We start from the raw sequence: 19,788 nt of genomic DNA, 5'->3' as shown, positions 1-19,788 counted from the left end.
GCTCCGCCGCCTCCCTGCGCCAAGCCGCGCCGGGTGCCGACGTGCGCGCGATCGTCGCACTCATCGCTTCCTCGCTACTACTACCGATCGGTTGCCGGGCCTAGCGTCCTCGTGGCAGTTCGGCAGCCCCCTCTCGGCCACTCACACGGTCCATCCGTCCATTCCGAGTCCGCAGTAGCAGGAGCAGTCCATCATGTTGAAGAATCCCGAGGCGAAATACCGCCCCTTCCCCGCCTACGACTTTTCCGAGCGTAGCTGGCCCAACCGCCGGATGACCAAGGCGCCGATCTGGATGAGCACCGATCTGCGCGACGGCAACCAGGCCTTGATCGAACCCATGAACGGCGAGCGCAAGACGCGCATGTTCGAGAAACTGGTCCAGATCGGCTTCAAGGAAATCGAGGTCGGTTTTCCATCGGCTTCGCAGACGGATTTTGATTTCATCCGGGGCCTGATCGACCAGAACCGGGTGCCCGAGGACGTCACCATCGAGGTGCTGACGCAATCGCGTGAGGAACTGATCCGCCGCACCATCGAGTCGGTCGAGGGCGGCCGCCGGGTGATCGTGCACATGTACAACGCCATCGCGCCGGCCTTCCGCCGCATCGTGTTCGGCATGTCGCGCGAAGAGGTCAAGCAGGTCGCGCTGGAAGGCACCCGCCTCATCAAGGCGTTGACCGACGAGCGTCCCGATACCGAATGGGTCTACCAGTATTCGCCCGAGGTGTTCAGTTCATCCGAACTCGATTTCGCCAAGGATGTGTGCGATGCGGTGGTCGAGGCCTGGGGCGCGACGCCCAGCCGCAAGATCATCCTGAACCTGCCGGCCACCGTCGAGTGCGCGATGCCCAACATCTACGCCGACCAGATCGAGTGGATGCACCGCAACCTGGCCAACCGCGACAGCATCATTCTCAGCGTCCACCCGCACAACGATCGCGGCACCGCGGTGGCGGCGGCCGAGATGGCCGTGCTGGCCGGCGCCGACCGCATCGAGGGCTGCCTGTTCGGCCACGGCGAGCGCACCGGCAACGTCGACCTGGTCACGTTGGCCTTGAACTGCTACAGCCAGGGTGTTTCGCCGGGGCTCGATTTTTCCGACATCGACGACGTGCGCCGCTGTGTCGAATACTGCACCCAGCTGCCGGTGCATCCGCGTCATCCGTACGTGGGCGACCTCGTCTTCACCGCATTCTCGGGGTCGCACCAGGACGCGATCAAGAAGGGTTTCGCGCAGCGCCAGCCGGACGCCATCTGGGACGTTCCCTATTTGCCCATCGATCCGGCCGACCTGGGGCGCAGCTATGACGCGGTCATTCGCGTGAACAGCCAGTCCGGCAAGGGCGGGGTGTCCTACTTGCTGCAACAGGAATACGGCTTCGACCTGCCGCGCCGCCTCCAGATCGAGTTCAGCCGCGCCATCCAGCGCGTGACCGATGCAACGGGCAAGGAAGTCGTCGCCGCCGATGTCTACTCCATCTTCAACCACGAATACCTGGAGCAGCACGAGCCCTATCGCTTCGTCCGTCATCGCATGGCCAGCATCGACGGCGGCGTGCGGGTCGAGGTCGACGTACAGGCGAATGGCCAGGCACGCACGCTGGTGGGGACCGGCAACGGTCCCATCGACGCCTTTGTGCAGGCGTTGGATATGCCGATGCGGATGATGGACTACCACGAGCACTCGATAGGCGTGGGCGCCGACGCGACCGCCGCCTGCTATGTGGAAGTGCGCGTAGGCGACGCCCCCACGGGCTTTGGCGTGGGCGTGGACAGCGACATCGTCACGGCGTCGTTCAAGGCCGTGCTGAGCGCCGTCAACCGGCACATCCGCGATAGCGGACAGCCTGCCGCGACAGTAGGCACCAAGCTTGCCGAAGTGAGTGTGTGATCTCTACGCGCTTGGCGCGCCCCCCAAAGGGGCCGATGCGGGTGGACCGGCACAGCCGGATCCACCGCATCATGGGGTGCTGTCAGAGTGGCTTGGGGGGCGTCAGAACCCCGATCCCGGCTGCTTCAGAAACTCCAGCTCCTGCCCCGTGCTTGCCCTTCCCAGGGCGGCGTTGCGATGGGGGAAGCGGCCGAAGCGTTCCACGATGTCGCGATGGCGGATGGCGAAGTCCAGCGAGTTCTGGGAGGCGGGGTGTTCCTGCGCCAGCGTGGTGTACAGGGCCACGCACCGTTCCTGGATGCCGGGGTTCTCGCTGTGCATCAACGGCAGGTAGACGAATTCCCGTTTCACGGGGGGTAGTTGCAGGTAGCGGCCCGAATCGATCAGTTCCAGCGCGTCGGCCAGCGCCTGGGGGTCGCCGGCGAAGGCGCGGGGCGTGCCGCGCCAGACGTTGCGGGGAAACTGGTCCAGCAGCACGATGCGCGCCAGCGCACCGCCCAGTTCGCGTTTCCACTCGCGCAGGCCTGCGGCCATCGCCTGTTCGATTCGCGGCAGGAAGCGCCGTTCGATCTCGGCGTCGAAGTCGGGATTTTTCTGGAACCAGACGTGGCGCGGCTTCAGGTAGCCGGGATCGTCGGGTGGCAGGAACCAGAAGTCCAGGACGTCCTGCCAGGGTGGTCGGGTCATGCGGCGGCTCCTCAGTTTTCCCAGGTCACGTTGACGTTCTGGGCCTGCGCCTTGCGCAGCATGTCGAGCAGCGGAAAGGCGCGTTGCTTCAGCCCCACGTGGCTGGCGGCCTTCTCTTTTTCCTCGGGGTTGTCCTCGTCGAAACGGGGTTCTTTTTCGATGCCTATCGCCGTCTCGATGCGGCGGATGGCCTCGGGCAGTTGCTCGGGCGTGAAGACGCCGCGCGTGCCCGCGGCGATCTCGGGCATCTTGCCGGCCAGTTCCAGCAGCGGCCTGGCGTGTTCGCCCAGCATGATGACTTCGCCGGCGGCCTTGGATCTGAAGGTGACGATCATGGCGTTGCGTTTCCCGTGTCGTGGACCGGACTCCATTATGGCGGAAGTCGACGGCCGACCCGTGGCGGGGCCGGGTGTTATTCATACGCATCATGTGCTACCTTCGATGACAGAACGGCGTCAGGGGGAGACCGCCGCAAGCGCGGGGGCGCCGTTTCATCGATCAAGCATACGAACAAGGGGAATGGCAATGAACAAGACGAGGACCGCGGCGGCCGCCGCATTGCTGGGATTGCTGGCGGCCTGTGGCGGAGGAGGGGACGGGGGTGGCGGGGCGCCGGTCGTCAACGCCAACGCGGAAGGGTTCTGGGACGGGGCGACCGGGGCGGGAGACCCGCTGGCGTTGCTCGTGACGGACGATGGCAAGCTGTGGGGTTTCCATCTTGCACGCAGTGGTGACCTTGCCATGGTACTGGGCACCGGTTCCACCCAGGCCCAAAACTATACTGCCAACGGCAAGATATTCATGTCGGCCTCGTCCGGCAGCGCCTTCTCTCTGAATGCCACGGTCCAGGAAAAGAAGACCCTGCAGGGCAGCCTGTCCGGCGGCGCGGCCTTCAGCTTCAAGCTCGACTACGATTCCAGTTATGAGCGCAAGGCCAGCCTGGACGACATCCAGGGGACCTGGGTGGCCGAGTCGAGCTCCACGATCGCCACGACCATTTCCGCGACGGGCGCCCTGACCGGCTATGTGGTGGCCAACGGCGGGCGGTGCGACTTCTCCGGTTCGGTGGCGCCGCACGCCAGCAAGAATTATTTCCGGACCACCGTCACTTTCGCCAACACGTGCGCCCGGCCCTACGCGGGCGTGACGACCTCGGGCTTTGCGCTGGTCGAGCCGGCGGCGGGGGGCGGCGCGGCATCGATGCTGGCGGCGTCCGCGCCCGCCGATGGCTCGTTCGTCTTCCCCCTGGCGGGCGTGCGCGCCAGCGGCGGCTGAGCGGCTACACGGCGGGGAGCGCCGGGAGGGGGGGCTTTTCCCCTCCCCGGCTCGCGGCTGTTAACATTCCGCTCTTGGTCTTTCATTTAGCGCGATCATTCCAGCCATGCTCCCCGAGCAACAGGAACAACTACTCGGCCTCCTGGGCGCCGCCGTCAAGGCTGTTGCCCCCGAAGCCACGCCCACCTTGCTGCTCGAGCGGCCCAAGGTGGCCTCCCACGGCGACGCCGCCACCAACGTGGCGATGCAGATCGCCAAGCCTCTCAAGCGCAATCCCCGTGAGCTGGCCCAGGCCATCGTCGATGCGCTGCTGGCGCTGCCGGGCGCGGCCACCCTTGTCCAGGGTGCCGAGATCGCCGGTCCGGGCTTCATCAACCTGCGCATCGCGCCCGCCGCCAAGCAGGCGGTGATCGACGCCATCCGCGTGCGCGGCGCCGAGTTCGGCCGCGCGCCGGCCAACGGCCGCAAGGTGATGGTCGAATTCGTGTCGGCCAATCCCACCGGTCCGCTGCACGTGGGCCATGCCCGCCAGGCCGCGCTGGGCGATGCGATCTGCCGCCTGTTCGACGCCAGCGGCTGGAACGTCACGCGCGAGTTCTACTACAACGACGCCGGCAACCAGATCCAGAACCTGGCGATCAGCGTCCAGGCCCGCGCGCGTGGCTTCGGCCCCGAGCATCCGGATTTCCCCGCCGACGGCTATCGCGGCGAATACATCTCGGAAATCGCGGCGGACTTCCTGGCCGGCAAGACGGTGCGGGCGGCCGACGCCGAGCCGGTCACCGCCTCGGGCGATCCCGAGAACCTCGACGACATCCGCAGGTTCGCCGTGGCCTACCTGCGCCGCGAGCAGGACCTGGACCTGCAGGCTTTCGACCTGAAGTTCGACAACTACTACCTGGAAAGCTCCCTGTATACGTCGGGCCGGGTCGAGCAGACCGTGCAGCGCCTGGTCGCCAGCGGCCACACCTATGAGCTGGACGGCGCGCTGTGGCTGCGCACGACCGAACTGGGCGAGGGCGACGACAAGGACCGCGTCATGCGCAAGTCCGAGGGCGGCTATACCTATTTCGTGCCGGACGTGGCCTATCACGTGACCAAGTGGGAGCGCGGCTACACCAAGGCCATTAACATCCAGGGCTCGGACCACCACGGTACCGTGGCGCGGGTGCGCTCGGGCCTGCAGGCGCTGGAGGTGGGCATCCCCAAGGGCTACCCCGACTACGTGCTGCACAAGATGGTCAAGGTCATGCGCGGCGGCGAAGAGGTCAAGATCTCCAAGCGCGCCGGCAGCTACGTGACCATGCGCGACCTGATCGACTGGGTCGGCCGCGATGCGGTGCGCTACTTCCTGATCCAGCGCCGCGCCGATACCGAATTCGTGTTCGACGTCGACCTGGCCCTCAAGCAGACCGACGAGAATCCCGTCTATTACATCCAGTACGCCCATGCGCGCATCTGCTCGGTGCTGGCGCAATGGGGCGGCGGCGAGGCCGATCTGGCACGGGTGGATACATCGCTGCTGACGGCCGAACGGGAGTTCCTGCTGCTGCAGCGGCTGGCCGAGTTCCCGTCCATGGTGGGGCTCGCGGCCAACGATCTGTCGCCGCACCATGTGGCTTTCTGGCTCAAGGATTGCGCCGCCGATTTCCATGCCTACTACAATGCCGAACGCGTGCTGGTGGACGACGAGGCGCTGAAGCTGGCGCGCCTGGCGCTGCTGGCCGCAACCCGGCAGGTGCTGGCCAATGGGCTGGCGTTGCTGGGCGTGTCCGCTCCGCAACGGATGTAACGATTCATGGCCTCCACAGCGAAGACGAAGACTCCCCGCGGCGGGAAGCAGGGCGGCGCCAGCCATCGCCAGGCAGCACCCAAGCGAGCGGTGGGCGGGACCATGTTCGGCCTGATGGCGGGATTGCTGGTCGGCCTGCTGGTGGCCGTACTGGTGGCGTTCTACATCACCAAGGCGCCGGTGCCCTTCGTCAGCAAGGGAACCCGGCCGCCGGCAGCACCCGCGCAGCCGTCCGATCCCGCCAACGCTCCCGATCCGAACCGCAGTCTTTACGGCAAGGACGGCCCCGCCGGCGCGCCCTCGGCATCGGGACCCTCGGCCTCGCAGCCGGCGCCCGCGCCGGTACCCCAGGCAACCCGCGATCCCTTGGGGGACTTCCTGGCCAGTCAGAACGTCGACAAGGACAAAAAGGGGGCGCAACCTCCCGCGCCGTCGGCCGCCGCGCCGTCCCAGGCACCCGCACAGGCGCCCGGCGCCACGGGTTCGGGCACTTATTTCCTGCAAGTCGGCGCCTACCGCGTGATCGAGGACGCCGAAGCGCTCAAGGCCAAGCTGGCCTTCATGGGGTTCGAGGCGCGCCTGGAGACGGCCGATGTGGCTGCCGGCACGGTGCACCGCGTACGCGTGGGGCCCTTCACCCGTCTGGACGACATGAACCGCACGCGGGCGCGCCTGGCCGAGAACGGCATCGAGGCCGCCGTCGTGAAGAAATGATCCGGGTGGAACTTCGCGCCGCCCGCCGCGGTCCGAGTTTCCACCACGCCCGGCCGGTCCGCCGTCCGGGCCACGTTATCAGAGGAATCCTATGATCGGTCGCTTCTCTTTCCGCCATATCGTTGCCAGCCTGGCCCTGGCCGCCGGTTTCGTCGCCGCCCTGCCGGGTACCGCCCAGGCGCAGCAGCCGCGCGAGGGCACCGAGTACATCCGCCTGCAGCAGCCCCAGGCCACCGACTCCCCGGGCAAGGTCGAGGTCACCGAGTTCTTCTGGTATAGCTGCCCGCACTGCAATGCGCTCGAGCCGAGCCTGGAAGCCTGGATCAAGAAACTGCCGCCCGATGTCGTGGTGCGCCGCGTGCCGGTGCGTTTCAACGCCGGCATGGAACCGCAGCAACGCCTGTACTACACGCTGGAGGCGCTGGGCAAGGTCGACCAACTGCATCGCATGGTCTTCACCGCCATCCACGAACAGCGCCAGCCGTTGAACACGGCCAACCGCATCTTCGACTGGGCCGAGAAGCAGGGCCTGGATCGTGCGCAGTTCACGGCCGCCTACAACTCCTTCGGCGTCCAGAGCAAGGTGCAGCGCGCCACCAAGCTGGCCGAAGCCTACAAGATCGACGGCGTGCCCACGCTGGCCATCAACGGCCGCTATCTGACCTCGCCGTCGATGACCGGCAGCAATCTTGGCGCCCTGCAAGTCGCCGATTTCCTGATCGGCAGGGAAAAGAAGTAGGCCCCCCCTACGCGCTGACGCGCGCCCCCCAGGGGGCGGCACTGGCGGACCGGCAAAGCCGGATCCGCGGTGCCCTGGGTCTGGATGGTAGAGACAAGAACGGCCTTGCATTCAATGGTGCAAGGCCGTTCTTGTTTTTCTGGAGAAAGTCAGGGTTTGGAAGATGGGCCGAAATAGACTTGGCCCAGCGTATGCCCGGGGTCTATGGCTTGCTGGATCTTGCCCGACAGCGCCTGCGCTTCGGGCGACGCATAGCGGTGGTAGAAGCGTTCGTTGTAGGGGCCGACGCCGTGTTCGGCGCTGAAGCTGCCGCCGAACTGGCGGACCACCAGGTCGTAGATCGCCAGCCGGAGTTTTTCCACGGTGTCCGCGTCGTAGGCGGGCGTGGCGTCGTGGGGCCAGACGATGTTGAAGTGGGTGCCGCCGTCGGCCCAGTGGCCGAAGTCGAACAGGCGCAGCCAAGGGAAGCCGGCTTCCAGCATCCGCCGCGCGGTGGTCTGGAAGTCCACCATCGAAGAGCGCGGCACGGCGATGTCGAAGGCGATCAGCTTGCCCTGGTGGCGGATGGATTCGCTGATGGAATGGCGGATTTTCCAGAGGTCGGGGCCGCCGTCCAGCACGGCGTTGGCCACCAGCACGTCGAATTGCCGTTCCAGGAAATCGTTCAGCGCCGATTGCAGGTCCACGCCCAGCACTTCGCGCGACGAGGTGGCGGCCAGCTCCACCAGCAGGCAGTAGTCGGGGATGGGCTCGGGGGCGAAGGGGTTGGCGACGCCGGGCACGTGGTCGATGACCGACTGGACGGTGGAACGGGACATGCCCTCGTAGGCGGTCAGGAAATCGCCGAACTCGCTTTCCAGCGCGATCAGCAGTTCCAGCACGGCTTCCTGGCTGGTGGGTACGATTAGCGCGGTGGCCGTCTGGCGGGGCAGGGGATGGACCTGCACGACGGCGCGGGTGATGACGCCGCCCGCGCCGCCCACGCCGACGAAGAGCTGCTTGAGGTCGTAGCCGGTATTGTTCTTGCGCAGCCCGCTCATCAGGTCCAGCACCTGTCCCGGCGGATCGGCCAGCACGACTTCGATGCCCAGCAGGTTGTGGCGCACGTCGCCGTAGCGGATCAGCCGCGAGCCGCCGGTATTGGTGGCGATCATGCCGCCCAGCGAGGGATTGGCGCCCAGGTCGATGGGAAAGCACAGGCCATGTTCGGCCAGCTTGTCGTTCAGTTCCTGCAGCGTGACACCGGCGCCGACGGTGGCGGTGCGGTTGGCGCGGTCGATCGCGATCTCGCCGCGCAGCCGCTCCAGGCTCAGCACGACCTGAGTGCCGCTGGCGTCCGGCGTGCTGGCGGCCACCAGGCCGGTGTTGGCGCCCTGGGCGATCAGCGGCGTGCCGGTGTCCACGCAGTAGCGCACCACCGCGGCCACCTCGGCGGCCGAGCCGGGCCGCACCACCAGGGCGGCCTTGCCGTCGCCGTAGCGGGCGCCGGTTTCGTAGCGGGCCTTGTCCGCGGGATCGGCATAGACATTCGCCTGGCCGACCAATCCGGTCAGCGCGGCTTGCACATCGGAAATGGGAAGGGACGTCATCTTGCTCTCTGTGGTGCCGCGGACGCGGTTCTTCCCGCAGTATCGCAGATTCATCCAGGGCCGACCGGCTTGGCGTCCTGGCGACAATAGGGGTGGCGCGCGGGCCGTTTCTTAATGATTTCCAGTAAGAACTACATGATTAAAGGTGATAATGATGAACTCACGAGAGGGGAGCATGAACGTCTTCATCACCGGTGCGAGCAGCGGCATCGGGCAGGCGCTGGCGCGCCGCTATGCGGGCCTGGGCGCCACGCTGGGCCTGGTGGGCCGGCGCCAGGAGGCCTTGCAGGCGCTGGCCGCGTCGCTGCCGGGCAGCCACCGCTGCTATGCGCTGGACGTGCGTGACCGCGATGCCCTGCATGCGGCGGCCGGGGATTTCCTGGCCTTGGGCGGCACCGATCTGGTGATCGCCAATGCTGGCATCAGCACCGGTACGTTGACCGAGGAAATGGAGGATTTCGACGCTTTCCGCGCCGTGATCGACACCAACCTGATCGCCATGGTGGCGACCTTCGAACCGTTCATCCCCGCCATGAAGCAGGCCGGCCGTGGTCACCTGGCGGGCATCGCCAGCGTGGCCGGCATACGCGGACTGCCCGGCGCGGGCGCGTACAGCGCTTCCAAGGCGGCCGTCATTGCCTATTGCGAAAGCCTGCGCAACGAGTTGTCGCCGCAGGGCATACGCGTATCGACCATCGCGCCGGGCTACATCCGCACGCCCATGACCGCGCGCAATCCGTATTCCATGCCGTTCCTGATGGACGCCGACGTGTTCGCCGACAAGGCTTCCCGCGCCCTGGAGCGCGGCGTCCGCTACACCGTCATCCCGTGGCAGATGGGCATCGTCGCCAAGCTGATGCGCCTCTTGCCCGATGCCGTCTACGACCATTTCGCCGTGCGCGCGCCGCGCAAGCCGCGCCATCTCTGACTACCTCGCCGGTCCCGATCCGGCGCATTTTCCATGTCCGCTCTGCTCGCCCGCTATCTCCCCTTCCTGAACTGGCCCCGGCCCAACGCCGCCGATCTCGCCGCCGATGCGCGGGCCGGTTTCACGCTCGGCCTGATCCTGGTGCCGCAGGCCGTGGCCTACGCCATGCTGGCCGGCATGCCGCCCATCACCGGGCTGTACGCGGCGTTGATCCCGCCGGTCATCAGCGTGTTGTGGGGATCGTGCCAGCTCCTGGGCGCGGGCCCGGTCGCGCTGACCAGCATGTTGGTGGCCGGTTCGCTGTCCGGCATGGCGGCCGCCGAGTCCGCGCGCTGGGTCGAGCTGGCGATATGGCTGGCGTTGATGGCGGGCGCGATACAGATGCTGATCGGCGCGACCCGCCTGGGCATGGTGGTGAACTTCCTGCCAGGGTCCGTCGTGGGGGCATTCACCCAAGCCGCTGCGCTGCTGATCATGCTGTCGCAATTGCCTGCCATGCTGGGACTGGAATGGAGCCAGGCCCGCGTCGCGCTGGCCGCGATCGACCTGCGCGGCCTGCTGGGCAGCGTCGACTGGACGGCGTTCGCTTTCGGCGTGGGGACGCTGGTCTTTCTGTCGGCGCTGAAGAAGCACAGCAAACGCCTGCCCATCGTGCTGGCCGCCGCGCTGGTGACCGGCCTGGTCAGCTGGGCCATCGGCTACGGCGAGCGGGGCGGGGCGGTGGTCGGCACCCTGCCGGCGGGCCTGCCGCAGTTCACCGTGCCCCAACTGCTGGATTGGGAAGACTATCGCAGCCTGCTGCCCGCGGCGGCGGTGATCGCGCTGGTCAGTTTCGTCGAGGCGCTGTCCAGCGCCAAGACCATCTCGCGCAGCACGCGCCGGCGCTGGAACGAGGACCAGGAGTTCATCGGCCAGGGGCTGGCCAAGATCGCCAGCGGCCTGAGCGGCGCCTTTCCCGTCAGCGCCTCGTTCTCGCGCTCGGCGCTGAACCTGTTCGTCGGCGCGCGCTCGGGCTGGTCCGCGCTGTTCGCCTTCGTGTGCGTGCTGGCGAGCCTGCTGTTCTTGACGCCGGCCATTGCCCACCTGCCCCGGGCCTTCCTGGCGGCCGTCATCATCGTGCCGGTCTCCAATCTGATCACCCCGCGCTTCTTCGTCCGGCTGTGGGCCACGTCGCGTGCCGAAGCCGTCATCGCCGTGTCCACGGCCGTGGCCACCCTGATCGCCGCTCCGCAGTTGCAGTGGGGCATCCTGGCGGGTTTCATCCTGTCCCTGGGCTATTTCCTGTACCAGCGCTCGCACCCCCGCATCGTCGAGGTTGCCGTCCACGCCGACGGCACGCTGCGGGACCGCCTGCGTTTCGGCCTGCCGCCGCTGGCCCCGGACCTGCTGGCCGTGCGCATGGACGCGGGACTGAGCTTCGTCACCGCCAACCCGCTGGAGCATTTCGTGATCGAGCGTTGCCGGGCCGATCCCGGCATCAAGCGGGTGCTGATCTATGCGGGGCCGATCAACAGCATCGACGTGACCGGCGTCGATACGCTGATCTACCTGATCGGCACGCTGCGCGACCAGGGCGTGGACCTGTACCTGGCGGGCGTGAAGAAGCAGGTGGAGGACGTGTTCGATACCGCAGGCGTCACGGCCATGCTGCCGCCTCATCATATATTCCGTACCGAGCGCGAGGCCATCGCCGCACTGACCGCGGGCGCGCTCAGGCCTTGAGCAGTTCCTCCAGCATCCAGGCGCCCGCGGGGCCCATCGGACGCTGGTTGGACCACACCACATCCACCGGCAGCAGGCGCTCCTGGCCAGGCACCTGCAACTCCACCAGCCTGCCGGCGGCGAAGTTGGTCACCAGCCAGCGCGGCATCCTGGCCCAGCCGAAATTCATGACCGCCATCTCCAGCAGCATCAGGTAGTAGGGCGCCGACCAGGTGCGGCCCCGCGCGATGCGGCGGCCGTCGTCCTCGTAAGGCGCGATCCGCAGTTCCCGGGCCGCGCGCAGGTCGGCCTCGGTGACCGTGCGGCGTTTCGCCAGCGGATGGTCCTTGCCCGCGACCACCACCATTTCCGACAGGTCCGGCAGCGTGCGGTGTTCCACGTCGGGCGGATACTGCTCCTGCGCGCGCACCAGCCCCAGGTTGGCGCGGCCGCGCTGCACGGTGGCGACCGTATCCCAGTCCTCGGACATCATGCATTCGAACTCGATGTCGGGATACTTGCGGTCGAGCGCGGCCAGGATGGCTTCAAAACGTTCGGACTGATAGGTGTCGGACAGCGCCAGCGTAAGCCGCGCCTCGTGTCCCTGGGCATAGCGGCCGGCGGCGCGGCCCAGCTGCTCGGCGCTGGCCAGGACCTGGGCCGCCTCCACCAGCAATGCCCGGCCCGCCGGGGTCAGCGTGGGCTGGCGGGTGGCGCGGTCGAACAACTGCACGCCCAGGTCGATTTCCAGGTTGGCGATGCTTTCGCTGATGCTCGATTGCCGCTTGCCCAGTTTGCGCGCCGCGGCCGAGAACGAGCCCAGCGCGGCTGCCTGGGTGAAGGCCGCCAGCGCTTCCAGAGAATAGGCCATGCTTGGTCTTGTATCGGAAAATCCGATGGTAATTAGGTTTTCTTTAACGGAAGTATGGCAGAAAATGCCGATACGACATCAACGGAACGAGGTTGAACGTGCTGCAGAACAAGAAATCGCTGCGTGAGCGCCTGGCGCACGCGCTGTGCTTCGAGATCATCGCGGTGGCGCTGTGCGCGCCCGCGCTGGCCTGGATCATGGGAAAGCCGCTGCTCCACATGGGAGCACTGACGGCGGTGATCTCGCTTATCGCCATGCTGTGGAACATGGTCTACAACGCCGGCTTCGAGCGTGTGGAGCGCAGCCTGGGCTGGGTGCGCGATACGCGGGTCCGGATGACCCACGCGCTGGGCTTCGAGTTCGGTTTGATCCTGATCGTGGTACCGCTGGCGGCGTGGTGGCTGAGCATTTCGCTGTGGGAAGCGCTGGTGCTGGATATCGGGTTGTTGCTGTTCTTCCTGCCATATACCTACGTGTATAACCTGGCATATGACCGGCTGCGGGTGCGTTGGGTGGGGGAGGCGTGTCCGGGGGCTTAAGCCACGGTTAAGCCCCGGCCGCCATCATCCGCGGCACCGCGCCGGCCTTCGGCCGGCATTTCGGGAGAACCGCTCATGACTCCGCAAGAACGCGCCCTGCTCGACAATTTCCTGGACCGCCTGGCTGGCGTCCAGGGCATGGACAAGGACCCCGAGGCCGATGCCCTGATCCGGCAGCGCGCCGCCGGCCAGCCGGATGCCTTGTACCTGAGCATCCAGCGCGCGCTGTTGCTGGAACAAGGACTCGAAGGCGCGCAGGCCCGGATCGCGGCGCTGGAGGGGCAGGTGGGCGAGCTCCAGGCCGTCTCGCGGCAGCAGCAGGAAGCCCGGCCCGCGCGCAGTTTCCTGGGAGGATTGCTGGGCGGCGATACGTGGGGCAAGGCGCCCGCGCGATCTGCGCCCGCCAGTGGTTCCATGATCGGCAGCGATATCGGCCAGCGCCCGGAGTACCGGCCCGCCGCGCCAGCGGCGCCCTATGCCGGCGTACCGACCGCCGGCGGCGCCATGGGCAGCTTCCTGGGCAACGCCGCCGCCACGGCGGCGGGGGTGGCGGGCGGGATGTTCCTGTTCAACGGCATCGAGCACCTGATGGGTGGCGGCGCGGGCCAGGCCGCGCATCTGGCGGGCAGCGCGCCGGCGTCGGAAACGATTACGCAGAACGTCACCAACAACTACTACGACAGCGGAAATGACGACCGCCCGGATGCGGGCGCCGATGCGCAGACCTATGACACGTCGGCGGACGATTCCTTCACCGACGATACGTTCTCGGACGACGACTTCGTCTGAGGAGGCGGGGCGGTTCGCTGGGCACGCGAGCCAGCCCCGATCCGTAACTGGCGGATCTAATTGAGGATCGACGCCGGCAGTTTCTTGGGCAGCTCTGTTCCGACTACCTTTTCGAGCCAATCAGACGATACCTGTAGAAGCTCCGGATCTGTTCCATATTGTGGAGCCCGGGCGTCATAGATAAGGCGAGACTTCTTTTGCGCCCGGACAAGTGTGAACGCATGGGCGAATCCGCGGCTGTTGTCGAACATCAGGCTCATGTCGGCGACTTTCGATGCCTCACCGATCGCCTTTTGCGTGCGGGGAAAGCGCTCTCGCAGCTTCTTCACCGCTACATCGTGCCCGCCCATTTCCTTGCGCGTGCTCACCCGCAAGATGGACATATCCACATTCGTCAGCCCGACGAATAGCAGGACAACGAAGTAACCCGCTTCCTGCATGGCTTTTATGTCGTCGATCTTGGATTGATGCTCGCCGTTCGGTAGCAGCTTCCAGTGTGAGAAGACCGTTTCAAAGGCAAACGGCATACGTCCGTTCATGACTAGCTGCTTGAAAACACGAACGCCTTCTTGTGCCAGCTTTTGCCACCGCTCATCATCATCGCGCAGTCTTTGCGCCCATGGAGGAATGAGGCCATCCTCGGGCTCTGGAAGAATCGATAGCATCAAGCGATCCGCATTGACCAGCGGAATCTTCAATGTCGGCGCAAGCTTCTGATACCAGAGGGTGGATTTACCGGAGCCGTTATGCCCCGCAAGAACGAAGGCAATCGGCTTCGTGCTCCTTCTGACTTCGTGGAGCAACTGATCAATGCTGGGAATCGCTCGACTCATGGTCGGAGCTGGACAAATTTTCCGTTCTTCAGCCGACCTATCGTGCGCGTGCCGTCCGGGGCTTCACGAATGACTCGTGTCGTGTCCGAGGGATCGATCGCATAGGAGAAAATCGCACCGGGCTTGGTCGTTGCTGCCTTGAAGACAGTCTCACGGGGAATGCCTGGGCGCTTCAATGCGGAGACAGCCTTTCTGAACAGGGCTTCCGTTTGCTCTTGCGGTGCAGTGGCAGGTTTGCTGCTTCGCTTGGCCACCCGAACCAATTCGATCCCCCCGCTCAGGGAGGCCAGCGTGATGCCGCCAACCGCTGTCTTGCGACGAACGGGAGGTACGGACTTCTTTGCGGCAGGGCTACGCTTGGGTGTGCTCACGGCTGTCAGATGTCGTCTGGTGGTGTTCAGCAACGACGCTGGAACCTGCTTGAGAGATGAGAGGTCAGTATAGTCGAATCGATGTAGCGGACATGGTCATAGTTGTCCTGGGCCCTCTGGGAAAAGGGGGGCGTTGGTTTGCTGGACGCGGCCTCAGGCCTGGTCCAGCGCCCGCACGTCGGCCCGCCGCCACCACAGCAGGGCCATGCCGGGCAGGGCGATGGCCACGGTGACCAGGAAGAAGGCCGGCCAACCGTAGTTTTCCACCATGGGCGGGGCCAGCGGCCCGGCCAGGTAGGTGCGCCCCACCGCGGACAGGGCGGACAGCAGCGCGAACTGGGTGGCCGAGAAGCGGTGGTCGCAGAGGCCCATGAGCAGGGCCACGAAGGCCGCCGTGCCCATGCCGCCGCACAGGTTTTCGATACCGACGGCGGCGGCCATCAGCAGGATGCTCTTGGGGCTGATGGCGAGCAGCCAGAATCCCAGGTTGGAGACGGCTTGCAGCAGGCCGAACAGCATCAGCGACCGGAACAGCCCCAGCCGCGCCAGCAGCGAACCGCCCGCCAGCGCGCCGATGATGGTGGCGCCCAGGCCCAGTACCTTGTTGATGGTGCCGACCTCGGTGGCCGAAAAACCCGCGCCGCGGATCAGGAAGGCGGTGGACAGGCTGCCGGCGAAGGCGTCGCCCAGCTTGTAGAACACGATCAGCACCAGCAGCACGATGGCGCCGGGGCGGCGGAAGAATTCCAGCAGCGGCCCGGTCACGGCTTCGGCCAGCGTGCGGGGCGCGAGGGCGGGGGCCTCGGGTTCGGGGGCCCACAGCGTGGCCAGGACGGCCAGGGCCATCAGGCCGCCCATCAGTACGTACATGTTGCCCCAGCCCAGCCAGCTGTCGGCGATGACCAGGGCGAGGCCGCCCGATACCAGCATGGCCAGCCGATAGCCCAGCACCGACACCGCGGCGCCGGCGCCCCGTTCTTCCTTGCGCAGCACGTCGGTCCGGTAGGCATCGAAGGCGATGTCCTGCGACGCCGAGCAGAAGGCCACGAACACGGCGATCAGCGCCAGCGGCAGCAGGGCCGAGCTGGGCGACAGCAGGCCCATGGCCATGATGGCCAGCGCCAGCAGCAATTGCGTGATCACCATCCAGCCGCGCCGGCGGCCCAGGAGCGGCGGCGTGTAGCGGTCCATCAGCGGCGCCCATAGGAACTTCAGCGTATAGGCCGAGCCGACCAGGGTCAGGAAGCCGATGGCCTGCAGCGACACGCCGTCGACGGTGGCCCAGGCCTGCAGCGTGCCGCTGGTCAGCGCCAGGGGCAGGCCGCTGGCGAAGCCCAGCGCGAGCAGAGGCGCGACGCGCCGGTTCGTATAGAGCGACGAAGCGGCCGCCGGCGCCTCCGGGCGGGCGTTCAAAATATCTTTCCGCTGCGGCCGTAGTCCAGCACGATCCAGTTCAGGGCGGCCACGAGATCCTGCGCCGTGCCGGACCTGAACGCTTCGTCGAGCCGGTTCATGTAGGACAGGAGCTGGGTCTTCGCGGTTTCGGCGAAGGCGGGGGCGATGCCCTGGTCTTCATACAGCAGCACGTAAGAGCGGGCGAAGCCGTAGATCAGGAAGTAGGCGGCGGCATGTTCGGAATCGCTGGAGACCAGCGCCAGCGAGCCTTCCTTGACCTTGAGGAAACTGTCGGTACCGGGGGCCTGGGCGGCGAAACGTTGGATCAGATCGGTGAAGTTCATAACACGTGGGGTAGCGATAAGAGTCACGGAAGGCGGGAGATGCCGCCGTGGGCCTTGGACCATTCGGAAGTATGGAGCAGGAATCCTTCCGCTTTTTCGATGTCGGCCGCGGTCAGGACCGTGCCCGTCCTGGCCTGCGCGATGATGTCCTGCCAGGTGGCCAGCGCATGCATCGTGACACCGATTTCTTCCATGGTACGCCGGCTTTCGACAAACGTATCGTAATAGAAGATGCTCAGGACGTGGGCCAGCTCCAGGCCCGAATCGCGAACAGCCTTGCAGAAGTTGCGCTTGCTCTGGCCGTCGGTGGTCAGGTCGTCCACCAGCAGCACGCGCGCGCCGGCCTGCGCGATGCCCTCGATCTGCGCGTTGCGGCCGAAGCCCAGCGGTTTCTTGCGCACGATGAGCAGCGGCAGCGACAGCCGGTCCGCCAGCCACGCGGCATAGGGCACGCCGGCCGTCTCGGCGCCGGCGATGGCATCGATGTTCTGCACGCCGATGCGGTGCCGGACCACCGCTTGCGCCGCGTCCACCAGCACCTTGCGCCCCGCCACCGACGAGATCAGCCGCCGCACGTCCACGTAGACCGGGCTGGCCCAGCCCGAACGCAGGATGAACGGCTTGCCCGCGCTGACGTGCACCGCCCCCGATTCCAGCAGCAGCTTTGCCACGGTCGATCCGATTGAGGTTTCTTCCATTTCATTTTTCCATTTGGGGGCAAACAACCCGGGATCAGACCACCTTCAGCATGCTGCTCAGGAGGTCCGCCGCCTGCTGTCCTTTGTAGGCGCGTTCCCAGAGGTTTTCCACCATTTTCGTATAAAGCTCGACTGCCTCGGGCGCCGAGGTGACCTGGGCGATGCCGGTCGCGACGTTGGGCAGCTCGCCGAAGCGGAACGGGCTGACCGCCACGAACGAGGCGCTGGGCCTCTCGAACACCTGGAACGTGGCGTTGGGCATGCTGTCGTCCACGATGCCGATCTGCATGTCCATGGGGTGTTCGCGCAGGAGGCCGACGATGCGCTCGACTTCGCGCCGCGCCGCCAGCGAGCGTTCCATGCGCACCGAGGGCGGCAGGTCGATACGCCCCACCAGCCCGAAGTGCACGAAGCGCTCGATCTCGCGCAACCCGATCAGGCTGATGATGGGCGGGCGGCGCCGGGCGAAGGCGCGCTTGCGCTCGCCCAGGATCTTCATCAGCGCCTGCATGCGCTCGGGGTCAATGCCGGGATGGGCCTCGTGCAGCATCTGTTCCAGGTAGCCGCCGTACTCGTCCGAGGTCAACAGGAAGGAGATGGGCTCGAAATGCGCCATGATGCGCGTGGCGTCGGTTTCGAGCTGGCGCATGCGTTCGATGTACGCCACCGGCGAGGTGTAGTACTCCGCCCCCACGCCCAGCAGCGAGGCCAGCGAGGTGTCCAGGATGTGGGCCAGCCGCTCCAGCGTCTCGATCTTGACGATCTCGCCCTTCTCCATCCGGTACACCGCCGCCCGGGAAACGCCCAGCTGGGTCGCCACGTCCTCCGCCCGCAGCGAGGCGCCTATCCGATAGGCGCGCAGCCGTTCCCCGATGGCGTGGAAGTCGACGGCGCGCGATCTGGAAGAGGTGTGCATCGAAATTGTCTAAAAAATGAGAATTCTGGATTTCGGCCGGATGGTGTTCATTGCCCCGCAAGCGGGCGTTCAACTTCGAATTGCCCAGCATTAGTGCGGGTTTGCACTAGTATTGTGCGCTCCTGGCAACGTCGGGATTTACCTTATCAGCTTAGTGAAATTTTGCTTGAAAGGTAAGAAAAGTTGTCTTAGTCTAAAAAAAAAGACTTTCGGCGTAAATGGTTTTTGCCTGCTCCATGCCACAAGCATGTCCGGCACGGGCCGTCTCCTCCAGGGGGCGGCGCCGGCGGGAGGCAGTCGCCGCCTGGCAGCACTTTTGATTGATGGATACCTCTTCTTCCTTTCGGAGATAGGAAATGGCAGACAAATACGCCGCAAGTCCCGGGGACATCCCCGCCGGCAAGGCGAACGAGGGCGAAGACTACGCCCGCAAGGCCGTCATCGCGTCGACGGTGGGCTACGCCCTCGACGGCTTCGACCTGCTCATCCTGGGCTTCATCCTGGCCGCGATCTCGGCGGACCTGGGGCTGTCCAGTACCCAGGCCGGGTCGCTGGTGACCTGGACGCTGGTCGGCGCCGTGGTCGGCGGCATCGTGTTCGGCTGGCTCAGCGACAAGTATGGCCGCGTGCGCGTGCTGAACTGGACCATCCTGCTGTTCGCGGTCTTCACCGGCCTGTGCGCCTTGGCGCAGGGCTACTGGGACCTGCTCGCGTACCGCACCATCGCCGGCCTGGGCCTGGGCGGTGAATTCGGCATCGGCATGGCGCTGGCCGCCGAAGCCTGCCGTCCCGAGCAGCGCGCCCGCATGAGCTCCTACGTCGGCCTCGGCTGGCAAGCCGGCGTGCTGGCCGCGGCGCTGGTCACCCCCATCCTGCTGCCCATCGTGGGCTGGCGCGGCATGTTCGCCATCGGCGTGCTGCCGGCGGTCGTGGCCTTCGTCATCCGCCATTTCATCGGCGAACCCAAGATCTTCGTCGAGAGCCAGAAGTCCACGGCGCCCAGGGAAAACGCGTTCAAGCTGCTCGTGGCGGATGCCAAGACCACGCGGACCAGCCTGGGCGTGGTCATCCTGACTTCGGTGCAGAACTTCGGCTACTACGGCGTGATGATCTGGATGCCGTCGTACCTGAGCAAGCAGTTCGGCTATTCGCTGACCAAGTCGGCGGGCTGGACTGCCGTCACCATCCTCGGCATGGCCTTCGGCATCTGGTTGTTCGGCCAGTTGGCGGACCGCGTCGGCCGGCGTCCCATCTTCCTGCTCTACCAGGTGGGCGCGGTGCTGTCGGTGCTGGCCTATTCGCAGCTCGAAGCGCAATACGCCCTGCTGATCGGCGGCGCCATCATGGGCATGTTCGTGAACGGCATGCTGGGTGGCTACGGCGCGCTGATTTCCGAGCTGTACCCCACCCGGGCGCGGGCCACGGCACAGAACGTGCTGTTCAACATCGGCCGCGCCGTGGGCGGATTCGGGCCGCTGGCCGTGGGCGCGGTGGCCGCGAAGTATTCGTTCAGCCACGCGATCGCGCTGCTGGCGTCGATCTATGTGCTGGACATCATCGCCACGTTGTTCCTGATCCCGGAACGCAAGGGTGCAAAGTTGGAGTAAGGCCCCCCCCTACGCGCTTACGCGCGCCCCCCAGGGGGCGGCACTGGCGGACCGGCGGAGCCGGATCCGCGGTGCCCAAGGTAGGCAGTAATCGAGCGCTGGGAGTTCT

20 protein-coding genes are annotated in these 19,788 nt (G+C 66.2%); 10 read left to right on the top strand and 10 right to left on the bottom strand.

The window, feature by feature from the left end; all coding sequences use genetic code 11:
- Window positions 1-190: 190 nt before the first annotated feature.
- A complete protein-coding gene (leuA, locus tag AC1Q6E_RS01770) occupies window positions 191-1,891 on the top strand; it encodes a 2-isopropylmalate synthase (protein ID WP_296558047.1) in 1,701 nt (566 codons plus the stop codon).
- A gap of 102 nt (window positions 1,892-1,993) precedes the next feature.
- Here the strand turns inward: leuA and AC1Q6E_RS01765 are convergent, their stop codons facing one another.
- Window positions 1,994-2,578 carry a DUF924 family protein gene (locus tag AC1Q6E_RS01765; RefSeq protein ID WP_152798149.1) on the bottom strand — a complete coding sequence of 195 codons (585 nt, stop codon included), beginning with the start codon at window positions 2,576-2,578 and terminating at the stop codon, window positions 1,994-1,996.
- Window positions 2,579-2,589: 11 nt separating this feature from the next.
- Window positions 2,590-2,913, bottom strand: coding sequence for a DUF1840 domain-containing protein (locus AC1Q6E_RS01760; protein ID WP_152798150.1), 324 nt, complete (start codon window positions 2,911-2,913; stop codon window positions 2,590-2,592).
- A gap of 190 nt (window positions 2,914-3,103) precedes the next feature.
- Between AC1Q6E_RS01760 and AC1Q6E_RS01755 the strand changes: the two genes are divergently transcribed.
- From AC1Q6E_RS01755 to AC1Q6E_RS01740, 4 genes are all read left to right on the top strand, one after another.
- Window positions 3,104-3,853 (top strand): hypothetical protein, encoded by a 750-nt coding sequence (locus tag AC1Q6E_RS01755; RefSeq protein ID WP_296557990.1) that lies wholly within the window; start codon window positions 3,104-3,106, stop codon window positions 3,851-3,853.
- Between the two features lie 106 nt (window positions 3,854-3,959).
- Complete coding sequence (argS, locus tag AC1Q6E_RS01750) at window positions 3,960-5,645, top strand: arginine--tRNA ligase (RefSeq protein WP_492572090.1); 1,686 nt, start codon at window positions 3,960-3,962, stop codon at window positions 5,643-5,645.
- 6 nt (window positions 5,646-5,651) lie between these two features.
- Window positions 5,652-6,359: an SPOR domain-containing protein gene (locus tag AC1Q6E_RS01745; RefSeq protein WP_152797853.1), complete on the top strand. Its 708-nt coding sequence runs from the start codon at window positions 5,652-5,654 to the stop codon at window positions 6,357-6,359.
- Window positions 6,360-6,450: 91 nt separating this feature from the next.
- On the top strand, window positions 6,451-7,098 hold the full coding sequence (locus AC1Q6E_RS01740) for a thiol:disulfide interchange protein DsbA/DsbL (RefSeq protein WP_152797852.1): 648 nt from the start codon (window positions 6,451-6,453) through the stop codon (window positions 7,096-7,098).
- A 149-nt stretch (window positions 7,099-7,247) separates the two neighbouring features.
- Here the strand turns inward: AC1Q6E_RS01740 and AC1Q6E_RS01735 are convergent, their stop codons facing one another.
- On the bottom strand, window positions 7,248-8,687 hold the full coding sequence (locus AC1Q6E_RS01735) for an FAD-binding oxidoreductase (RefSeq protein WP_296557996.1): 1,440 nt from the start codon (window positions 8,685-8,687) through the stop codon (window positions 7,248-7,250).
- A gap of 175 nt (window positions 8,688-8,862) precedes the next feature.
- Here AC1Q6E_RS01735 and AC1Q6E_RS01730 point away from each other — a divergent pair, with 175 nt between their 5' ends.
- A complete protein-coding gene (locus AC1Q6E_RS01730; RefSeq protein WP_152797850.1) occupies window positions 8,863-9,615 on the top strand; it encodes an SDR family oxidoreductase in 753 nt (250 codons plus the stop codon).
- A 33-nt stretch (window positions 9,616-9,648) separates the two neighbouring features.
- A complete protein-coding gene (locus tag AC1Q6E_RS01725) occupies window positions 9,649-11,337 on the top strand; it encodes a SulP family inorganic anion transporter (protein WP_296557997.1) in 1,689 nt (562 codons plus the stop codon).
- Here AC1Q6E_RS01725 and AC1Q6E_RS01720 read toward each other — a convergent pair.
- Window positions 11,327-12,187 (bottom strand): LysR family transcriptional regulator, encoded by an 861-nt coding sequence (locus tag AC1Q6E_RS01720; RefSeq protein ID WP_152797848.1) that lies wholly within the window; start codon window positions 12,185-12,187, stop codon window positions 11,327-11,329. The two genes, AC1Q6E_RS01725 and AC1Q6E_RS01720, sit on opposite strands and share 11 nt — an antisense overlap.
- 98 nt (window positions 12,188-12,285) lie before the next feature.
- On the opposite strand from AC1Q6E_RS01720, the gene AC1Q6E_RS01715 reads away from it, so the two are divergent.
- Both AC1Q6E_RS01715 and AC1Q6E_RS01710 read left to right on the top strand, forming a co-directional pair.
- A complete protein-coding gene (locus AC1Q6E_RS01715) occupies window positions 12,286-12,726 on the top strand; it encodes a multidrug/biocide efflux PACE transporter (protein ID WP_296557998.1) in 441 nt (146 codons plus the stop codon).
- A gap of 75 nt (window positions 12,727-12,801) precedes the next feature.
- Window positions 12,802-13,515, top strand: coding sequence for a DUF2076 domain-containing protein (locus tag AC1Q6E_RS01710; protein WP_492572089.1), 714 nt, complete (start codon window positions 12,802-12,804; stop codon window positions 13,513-13,515).
- 56 nt (window positions 13,516-13,571) lie between these two features.
- Here AC1Q6E_RS01710 and AC1Q6E_RS01705 read toward each other — a convergent pair whose 3' ends face one another.
- The 6 genes from AC1Q6E_RS01705 to AC1Q6E_RS01680 all read right to left on the bottom strand — a co-directional run bounded on the left by AC1Q6E_RS01705 (window position 13,572) and on the right by AC1Q6E_RS01680 (window position 18,072).
- On the bottom strand, window positions 13,572-14,348 hold the full coding sequence (locus AC1Q6E_RS01705) for a zeta toxin family protein (RefSeq protein ID WP_296558000.1): 777 nt from the start codon (window positions 14,346-14,348) through the stop codon (window positions 13,572-13,574).
- Complete coding sequence (locus AC1Q6E_RS01700) at window positions 14,345-14,719, bottom strand: hypothetical protein (protein ID WP_296558001.1); 375 nt, start codon at window positions 14,717-14,719, stop codon at window positions 14,345-14,347. Before AC1Q6E_RS01700 ends, AC1Q6E_RS01705 begins: the two co-directional genes overlap by 4 nt.
- Before the next feature lie 153 nt (window positions 14,720-14,872).
- The gene (locus AC1Q6E_RS01695; protein WP_152797845.1) at window positions 14,873-16,132 is read right to left on the bottom strand and encodes a muropeptide transporter; all 1,260 of its coding nucleotides are present in this window, start codon (window positions 16,130-16,132) and stop codon (window positions 14,873-14,875) included.
- Complete coding sequence (locus AC1Q6E_RS01690) at window positions 16,129-16,458, bottom strand: hypothetical protein (protein ID WP_087838841.1); 330 nt, start codon at window positions 16,456-16,458, stop codon at window positions 16,129-16,131. The genes AC1Q6E_RS01695 and AC1Q6E_RS01690 overlap by 4 nt, the downstream gene beginning before the upstream one ends.
- Window positions 16,459-16,481: 23 nt before the next feature.
- The gene (locus tag AC1Q6E_RS01685; protein WP_152797844.1) at window positions 16,482-17,156 is read right to left on the bottom strand and encodes an orotate phosphoribosyltransferase; all 675 of its coding nucleotides are present in this window, start codon (window positions 17,154-17,156) and stop codon (window positions 16,482-16,484) included.
- A 34-nt stretch (window positions 17,157-17,190) separates the two neighbouring features.
- A complete protein-coding gene (locus tag AC1Q6E_RS01680) occupies window positions 17,191-18,072 on the bottom strand; it encodes a helix-turn-helix domain-containing protein (RefSeq protein ID WP_152797843.1) in 882 nt (293 codons plus the stop codon).
- A gap of 356 nt (window positions 18,073-18,428) precedes the next feature.
- Here AC1Q6E_RS01680 and AC1Q6E_RS01675 point away from each other — a divergent pair, with 356 nt between their 5' ends.
- Window positions 18,429-19,679, top strand: a complete 1,251-nt coding sequence (locus AC1Q6E_RS01675; RefSeq protein ID WP_152797842.1) for an MFS transporter — start codon at window positions 18,429-18,431, stop codon at window positions 19,677-19,679.
- Window positions 19,680-19,788 lie beyond the last annotated feature (109 nt).

The sequence above is a fragment of the Pigmentiphaga sp. MLSB6-MA01 genome (assembly GCF_058793475.1).
Note: the sequence above shows the minus strand (reverse complement) of the source record. Positions and strands in the feature narration are given on the sequence as shown.

Coding starts and splice junctions, on each gene's coding strand:
- AC1Q6E_RS01765 (WP_152798149.1), bottom strand. CDS start 2,578: ATGACCCGACCACCCTGGCAGGACGTCCTGGACTTCTGGTTCCTGCCA.
- AC1Q6E_RS01760 (WP_152798150.1), bottom strand. CDS start 2,913: ATGATCGTCACCTTCAGATCCAAGGCCGCCGGCGAAGTCATCATGCTG.
- AC1Q6E_RS01755 (WP_296557990.1), top strand. CDS start 3,104: ATGAACAAGACGAGGACCGCGGCGGCCGCCGCATTGCTGGGATTGCTG.
- argS (WP_492572090.1), top strand. CDS start 3,960: ATGCTCCCCGAGCAACAGGAACAACTACTCGGCCTCCTGGGCGCCGCC.
- AC1Q6E_RS01745 (WP_152797853.1), top strand. CDS start 5,652: ATGGCCTCCACAGCGAAGACGAAGACTCCCCGCGGCGGGAAGCAGGGC.
- AC1Q6E_RS01740 (WP_152797852.1), top strand. CDS start 6,451: ATGATCGGTCGCTTCTCTTTCCGCCATATCGTTGCCAGCCTGGCCCTG.
- AC1Q6E_RS01735 (WP_296557996.1), bottom strand. CDS start 8,687: ATGACGTCCCTTCCCATTTCCGATGTGCAAGCCGCGCTGACCGGATTG.
- AC1Q6E_RS01730 (WP_152797850.1), top strand. CDS start 8,863: ATGAACGTCTTCATCACCGGTGCGAGCAGCGGCATCGGGCAGGCGCTG.
- AC1Q6E_RS01725 (WP_296557997.1), top strand. CDS start 9,649: ATGTCCGCTCTGCTCGCCCGCTATCTCCCCTTCCTGAACTGGCCCCGG.
- AC1Q6E_RS01720 (WP_152797848.1), bottom strand. CDS start 12,187: ATGGCCTATTCTCTGGAAGCGCTGGCGGCCTTCACCCAGGCAGCCGCG.
- AC1Q6E_RS01710 (WP_492572089.1), top strand. CDS start 12,802: ATGACTCCGCAAGAACGCGCCCTGCTCGACAATTTCCTGGACCGCCTG.
- AC1Q6E_RS01705 (WP_296558000.1), bottom strand. CDS start 14,348: ATGAGTCGAGCGATTCCCAGCATTGATCAGTTGCTCCACGAAGTCAGA.
- AC1Q6E_RS01690 (WP_087838841.1), bottom strand. CDS start 16,458: ATGAACTTCACCGATCTGATCCAACGTTTCGCCGCCCAGGCCCCCGGT.
- AC1Q6E_RS01685 (WP_152797844.1), bottom strand. CDS start 17,156: ATGGAAGAAACCTCAATCGGATCGACCGTGGCAAAGCTGCTGCTGGAA.
- AC1Q6E_RS01680 (WP_152797843.1), bottom strand. CDS start 18,072: ATGCACACCTCTTCCAGATCGCGCGCCGTCGACTTCCACGCCATCGGG.
- AC1Q6E_RS01675 (WP_152797842.1), top strand. CDS start 18,429: ATGGCAGACAAATACGCCGCAAGTCCCGGGGACATCCCCGCCGGCAAG.